Genomic DNA, 1,335 nt, shown 5'->3' on the forward strand with positions numbered 1-1,335 from the left:
ATACATGCCATCAATGTTGTAAATTTTTCTTTCTATAGTCTACCTCTTCTTCTTTCTTAATTTTTTAATTCTATATATCAACTATAGCCGAGTATAGTAAGATAACGTTTTAATTTATATTTCCTGTTTCCATTCCCCAGATAAAGCATGCTAACTCTCTTGCTATCGCTGTTACTGCTTTGTTTCTATTTACTCCTCGATAGATCATTTTATTGAATTTCCTTTGTAGTCTTTCCGCTGCTTTATCGGCATATTTAATCGTTTCTTGACTTTGTCCTTTTTGTCTTGCTTTTAGTGCTTTTGATTTACTTCCTGCCGTACCCTTCACCAATGCTTGTGCACATTCCACTAGTAACCGTCTTACTGTTGAGTTACCTTGTTTGGTTATACTTAGATATGTGACTTTATCTCCACTTGATGCTTGTCCTGGTGTTAATCCTACATAAGATGCAAATGCTTTTGCTGTTGGAAAACGATTGAAATCTGATATTTCTACATGTACCGTCATTGCTGATGTTACATCTATTCCTTTTAAACACTTTAGTTGTGATATCGGTTTTTCATATACTTCCTCTTTTGACATTTCTATTAATTTCTCTTTAAATCTTTCGATCTTGTCATTCAATGTATCATATTCATTTAAGTATTCATCAAGGACTTCTCTAAGCAAATCTGATAATTCAAGAGACTTTAGCCATTTGATATGTGCTATTGTCCATCTTGATTTTCCTTCATACTTTTGACCGTGTCTTAAAGTTAATGCATTAATATGTTGTTTGACTTTTTTCCTTTCTAATTTAAAGTCTTCCATCATTCTAATGTATTCTTTAATTTCTACATCTTTATCGTTTGGTACATATACTTTCCTATAAGTTCCATTCGCGAGATTTTGTGCAATACTTCGTGCATCAAGCTTATCATTTTTGTTTAATTTATCTTTACTTGAACGTTGCATTGTTGTTGGTGCTAAAATATCACAGGCAATACCTTTATCAACTAATTGATGATAAAGGAAATAACCCAAACATCCTGCTTCATATCCTGTTAAAATATCAACAGTATCTTCATATTTGCTTCTTATTCTTCTAATAAATTTTTCAATGTTTTTGACATCTGCTCCACATTTTACTTCTCCTAAGATTTCTCCAGTTAATCCATCATAAGCACATAAGCTATAACTGTTCTTATGGACATCCATACCAATATAAATTATACTTTTCATAGTGACCTCCTATTGTCGTTATGGTAACGATTCTTAATATTATTTTTACAATTTCTATTATGAATCTAAATCCACGTTTAGACAACTTAGGGGGTCACTTCATATTATCTTAA

1 protein-coding gene is annotated in these 1,335 nt (G+C 31.5%); it reads right to left on the reverse strand.

Translation table 11 applies throughout. The features are described 5' to 3' along the window. Nucleotides 1–109 precede the first annotated feature (109 nt). Complete coding sequence (locus EDD63_RS11490; protein WP_134171455.1) at nucleotides 110–1,222, reverse strand: IS110 family RNA-guided transposase; 1,113 nt, start codon at nucleotides 1,220–1,222, stop codon at nucleotides 110–112. Between the last annotated feature and the right edge of the window lie 113 nt (nucleotides 1,223–1,335).

It is taken from the genome of Breznakia blatticola (assembly GCF_004365815.1).
Lineage (GTDB): Bacteria > Bacillota_I > Bacilli_A > Erysipelotrichales > Erysipelotrichaceae > Breznakia > Breznakia blatticola.

Coding starts and splice junctions, on each gene's coding strand:
- EDD63_RS11490 (WP_134171455.1), bottom strand. CDS start 1,222: ATGAAAAGTATAATTTATATTGGTATGGATGTCCATAAGAACAGTTAT.